Genomic DNA, 4,667 nt, shown 5'->3' with positions numbered 1-4,667 from the left:
TCTACTCTCTATTGCGATTAAAAATGGGAGGATTACCATAGTTGTAATTTTTCATTAATTAATTTTTCTATAGCAGGAGTGATATTATTAATCTTTCGTAAATCTTCCTATGTAAATTTTTCTTGATTAATAAGGTTTATAGAGTAAATTACCTCAATATCAAAATAATTAAGCAGCGCTTCCACTTTAGCAATATCATTGCACGTTTCGCAACACTTTGCCATACTACTAAATTCTCTTTTTTTATTCCTCAAGATCACCATCTTCCGGTTCTTTTAATATCTTTAAAGTTCCTCAAAATTATATGCTAAAAATGATATATCTTCTCCCTCATTATAGCCAATAATCCAATAAACTACTGGCGGATTATCAGTATTCGGATCAGCTCGATAATCAAAGCATATCTTATTGCCTCCTCCATCTATACCAAATGCTACTAAATTTTTAGGAAAAAATTCAGCAGGATTATTATAAATATCTATTATATTATTATGAGTTATAAAATATTCTTTTTTATCAAAACCAAATCCATCAGGATCATAATTTCTATTAAGCATTTTAGAATCTTTTGTACAAATCACGTATATTTGTCCTATACCGCCTCCGCCTCAATAATTCTTGAAAATATTCATCATAATAATCAAAAACGTAATCTACTCTTCCTCCGTCGCTTATTTTAAGTAAATCGATAAATATTTTTGGTAATTTAAATGGAAAATCTTTTAATAAAATTAAATTTTTTCTTCTAATGGAGAATTTTTGACATACCATTTAATATCTTTAATATTTTTTATTTGTACCATAAATCTATTCCTCCTATGTGACCTGTTTGTTTATGAATATCACGAGGAATTAAAATTATTTAAACTAATTTTGTTATTTTGATATTCGGCAGTAATTTGTTTAACCAATAATAATTGCCTTAATTCATAGCAGTTTATTATTTACTATTAAGATAATAAAGTTATTAGTATTTTAAACTGTTTTTCTGGATACCGTGGACAAGCCACGGTATGACACAGAGCGGGTTTTCCGAGCCATGCAATAACACCAAACCCCTCCAAGTTTCTTAAGAATTTTTACTATCCCTAATTTCTTTAACTATATTTAGTAACTGTAGGAAATCTATTAACCCGGGTATTAATTTTGAATCAATTATATACGCAGGTACTCCTTGGATTCTAAGGCTTCTAGCTATTTTCATATTTTGAGTAATTAAATCTTTAATCTCATTGCTATCGGCCATTTCTTCAATTTCCGTAGCATTTAAGCCATTCTCGGTTAATAATTCTTTTATAGATTCCTTAGAAACATCTCTTATTTTTATTAGTTCATCATGAACAGCTTTAAATTTACTTGGATTAACCTTATAAACGGCTAAAACTATTCTTGCCAGATATTCGGAAGCATCTCCAAGGAAAGGTAGCGGTCGTAATATAACTTTAACTTTTGGATCGTTTTGCAATAATTCATTTATAGAAACATCGCCTTTTTTACAATAAGAACAATTGTAATCATAAAAAGCAATTATTGTTATATCACCGTCTTTATTTCCTATAATAGGAAAGCTTGTGCTATCTTCAATACCTAACTTATTATCTTTTAGATAGTTATTAACTTTAGTCTCATTTTCCTGTACTTTACGTTTTTGCAAACCTTCTATTGATTCTATTATTATTTCCGGAGTTTTAAGCAAATAATCTTTGATTATTTCTTGGACTCTCTCCTCTTCACATTTCCTTGCATCCTCGCTTTGTTTAACCACAACGGAAACCGGATTTGTAGAATAAGTTTTCATTGTTTTGAAAACAAATAAAACTCCTATCACAACTACAAATATAACCAATATTTTACCTATAATATGCTGCATAAATTCCTATATTTAATTTTTATATTGTTTTTACTTTTTTTGAAAATGTTATGTCTTGCTAAGGTCAAAGTAGTTCTATATGTCATTCCCGCAAAAGCGGGAATCCAGAAAATAATCTTAATATTGATACAAAAATTCGTTAAACTAAACATATAAAAACTTATTTTTTATATGTTTTACTAGATTCCCGCTTTTGCGGGAATGACATAAAACGAGCCATGTAACGTCGGCTTGACACCCAGTGTAGCAAAACCCATTACTTTTGTCTTATTAATCTGCTTTGATCTCTTTTCCAATCTTTTTCTTTAATTGATTCTCTTTTATCATGTAATTTCTTACCTTTAGCAATACCAAGTTCAACTTTTACTTTATTTTTTTTATTAAAATACATAGAAAGAGCTACTAGCGTATAGCCTTTTATTCTAATTCTACCGATAATTTTCTTTATCTCTTTAGTATGCAACAATAATTTACGAGGTCTACGAGTAGAATGATTAAATCTATTCGCTTTCTCATATTCCGCAATATGGCAGTTATACAAAAATACCTCATGTCCGGTATCTGCCGCATGGCTTTCCTCTATAGAAGCTTTGCCTTGACGCAGAGACTGTACTTCACTACCCTTTAATACAATACCTGCTTCTAATCTTTCTTCAATCAAATAATTAAAAAGGACCTTCTTATTTTGTGCAATAACTTTCTTATATTCGGTCATATTTTTATAGATAGTGATGTTATAATGTATTCAATTTGTTTTTTAGCACTATAGCTTGCTTCAGTTAATGGGAGTCTAATTTCATTTTCACATAAACCTAAATAATATGCAGCATATTTTATCGGAATCGGATTAGACTCTACAAATAATGCTTTATATAAAGGCAGTAATTTCTGATGGATTTCTAATGCTCCTTTAGTATCATTCTTATTCCACTTCTCTAGTAGCTCTTTACATATATTAGGAGCAATATTAGAGGCTACGGAAGTCCACCCTACCCCACCTTGTGCGTTAAAAGCTAAGACTACTTCATCGTTACCGGTTAAAATGTTGAAATCCTTTTTAACTATTGCTCTAATCCGCAATGGGCGTTCTAAATCTACGCCGCAGTCTTTTAATGCTAAGATACGCGGTAGCTTGCTAAGTTTTAATATCGTCTCATCAGAAAAATCTACTCCGCTTCTAGTTGGAGCTGAATATAACATAATAGGTAGATTACACGCTTCATGTAATGCTTCAAAATGCTTATAAATGCCGTGTTGGGTAGGTTTTACATAAGATGGCGGGCTAGCCATAAAACCATCAACCTTGATTTTTGTAGATTCCGCTGCAAGCTCTCTTGCATAAGCAGTATTATTTGATGAACATCCGCTTATTATAGGAATACGCTTATTAACGATTTCTACGCTAGTTTGCAGTAATAATTTATATTCTTCAAAGCTGAGATTACTACCTTCTCCGGTTGAGCCTGCAATTAATACTGCATCGACTTCATGCTTTATTTGATGTTTTAAAATTCTCTCTAAAGCATATAAGTCTAACTTATTATCTTTAAAAGGTGTTATAGCTGCGGTAATTAAACCTTTAAATATGTTATTCATTGTTTTTTATTTTTTTATTAATTTGTCATTGCGAGGAGAAACGTAGTTTCGACGTGGCAATCTTGTCAAACATCCTGAGATTGCTTCGTCAAATTACTTCATAATTTTCCTCGCAATGACGGCTCGCGTGTCCCACATAGCTCTTCCTACTCCCTAACAATACGCCCATACTCTTTTTTCAAATGCTCTGCAATTTGATGATCATCGAAAGTAATCTTTGTATTGCCTAAATCTATAGAATCAATATTTTGTACCTCAATTGCCGTGCCTGTAACAAAACATCCGGTAAAATTCTCTATTTGCTCTAATTTCAAACGCTCTTCTTTTACTTCTAGACCTAAATCTTTTGCAATTTCAATAATAGTCTGTCTTGTTATACCGTTTAAAAATCTATCGGCAATTGGAGTATATAATGTTTTATCTTTAACAAAGAAAATATTTGTTGTAGTGCATTCAGCAATATATCCTTCATAATCAAGTAATAAGGCATCATCATAGCCAAGAGCTTTAGCTTCTTTTTTACTCGTTATTGCCATATTATATTGAGCGGCAGATTTAGATTGTACCGGAGTGCTATCAGGTATTGCTTTACGCCAGCGGCTTACATGCAAATTTATACCTTTCTCAAAAGACCTGGGCATTGATGGAATACCGGCAATCAAAAGATTAGTAGACAAATCAGGGTTAGTAATATTTAGCGACTCGTCTCCGCACCAAATAAGCGGTCTTATATACGCATCCATAATATTATTCTGTTTTATTACAAGTTCATGAGCTTTTATTATCTCGTCTACACTATAAGGTACTTTCAAACCTAATGCTTCTGCTGATTTTATTAATCTTTCCGTATGTTCTTTTAACTTAAAAACTTTGCCGTTATAAGCTCTCTCACCCTCAAACACCGATCCTGAATAATGCAGGCTATGAGTTAAAACATGAATCCTTGCGAATTGATAAGGAACTAAAGCACTATTAATCCAAACATGCCAAAAAATTTGCTCTAGTTTTATCATTGTCATTAACCTATATTTATATTAAAGTATTGTCATTGCGAGAGGTTGGCTACCCGTCATTGCGAGAAGAATTACGTAGTAATTCGACGAAGCAATCCAGTAAANNNNCTGATTTACAGAATTTTTTTAATCTTTTTCTGGATTGCCACGTTGCTTCGCTCCTCGCAAGGCGTTGTTGCGTGGAGATT

Annotated in this window: 5 protein-coding genes; all 5 read right to left on the bottom strand. The window is 31.8% G+C overall.

Translation table 11 applies throughout. From position 1 onward, the window contains the following. Nucleotides 1–284: 284 nt before the first annotated feature. The 5 genes from KYQ89_RS00605 to KYQ89_RS00585 all read right to left on the bottom strand — a co-directional run bounded on the left by KYQ89_RS00605 (nucleotide 285) and on the right by KYQ89_RS00585 (nucleotide 4,485). On the bottom strand, nucleotides 285–557 hold the full coding sequence (locus KYQ89_RS00605) for an SMI1/KNR4 family protein (RefSeq protein ID WP_218459882.1): 273 nt from the start codon (nucleotides 555–557) through the stop codon (nucleotides 285–287). Nucleotides 558–1,069: 512 nt separating this feature from the next. Further along, complete coding sequence (locus KYQ89_RS00600) at nucleotides 1,070–1,870, bottom strand: DsbA family protein (protein WP_218459880.1); 801 nt, start codon at nucleotides 1,868–1,870, stop codon at nucleotides 1,070–1,072. A gap of 256 nt (nucleotides 1,871–2,126) precedes the next feature. Further along, nucleotides 2,127–2,585 (bottom strand): SsrA-binding protein SmpB, encoded by a 459-nt coding sequence (gene smpB, locus KYQ89_RS00595; RefSeq protein WP_218459878.1) that lies wholly within the window; start codon nucleotides 2,583–2,585, stop codon nucleotides 2,127–2,129. Further along, nucleotides 2,582–3,466 (bottom strand): 4-hydroxy-tetrahydrodipicolinate synthase, encoded by an 885-nt coding sequence (gene dapA / locus KYQ89_RS00590; RefSeq protein WP_218459874.1) that lies wholly within the window; start codon nucleotides 3,464–3,466, stop codon nucleotides 2,582–2,584. Before dapA ends, smpB begins: the two co-directional genes overlap by 4 nt. A gap of 146 nt (nucleotides 3,467–3,612) precedes the next feature. Next, entirely contained in the window at nucleotides 3,613–4,485 is an 873-nt protein-coding gene (locus KYQ89_RS00585; protein WP_218459870.1) for a branched-chain amino acid transaminase, read from the bottom strand. Nucleotides 4,486–4,667 lie beyond the last annotated feature (182 nt).

The organism is Rickettsia sp. TH2014, from assembly GCF_019249195.1.
Classification (GTDB): domain Bacteria; phylum Pseudomonadota; class Alphaproteobacteria; order Rickettsiales; family Rickettsiaceae; genus Rickettsia; species Rickettsia felis.
This window is presented reverse-complemented; position numbering and strand designations above follow the sequence as displayed.

Coding starts and splice junctions, on each gene's coding strand:
- KYQ89_RS00605 (WP_218459882.1), bottom strand. CDS start 557: ATGCTTAATAGAAATTATGATCCTGATGGATTTGGTTTTGATAAAAAA.
- KYQ89_RS00600 (WP_218459880.1), bottom strand. CDS start 1,870: ATGCAGCATATTATAGGTAAAATATTGGTTATATTTGTAGTTGTGATA.
- smpB (WP_218459878.1), bottom strand. CDS start 2,585: ATGACCGAATATAAGAAAGTTATTGCACAAAATAAGAAGGTCCTTTTT.
- dapA (WP_218459874.1), bottom strand. CDS start 3,466: ATGAATAACATATTTAAAGGTTTAATTACCGCAGCTATAACACCTTTT.
- KYQ89_RS00585 (WP_218459870.1), bottom strand. CDS start 4,485: ATGACAATGATAAAACTAGAGCAAATTTTTTGGCATGTTTGGATTAAT.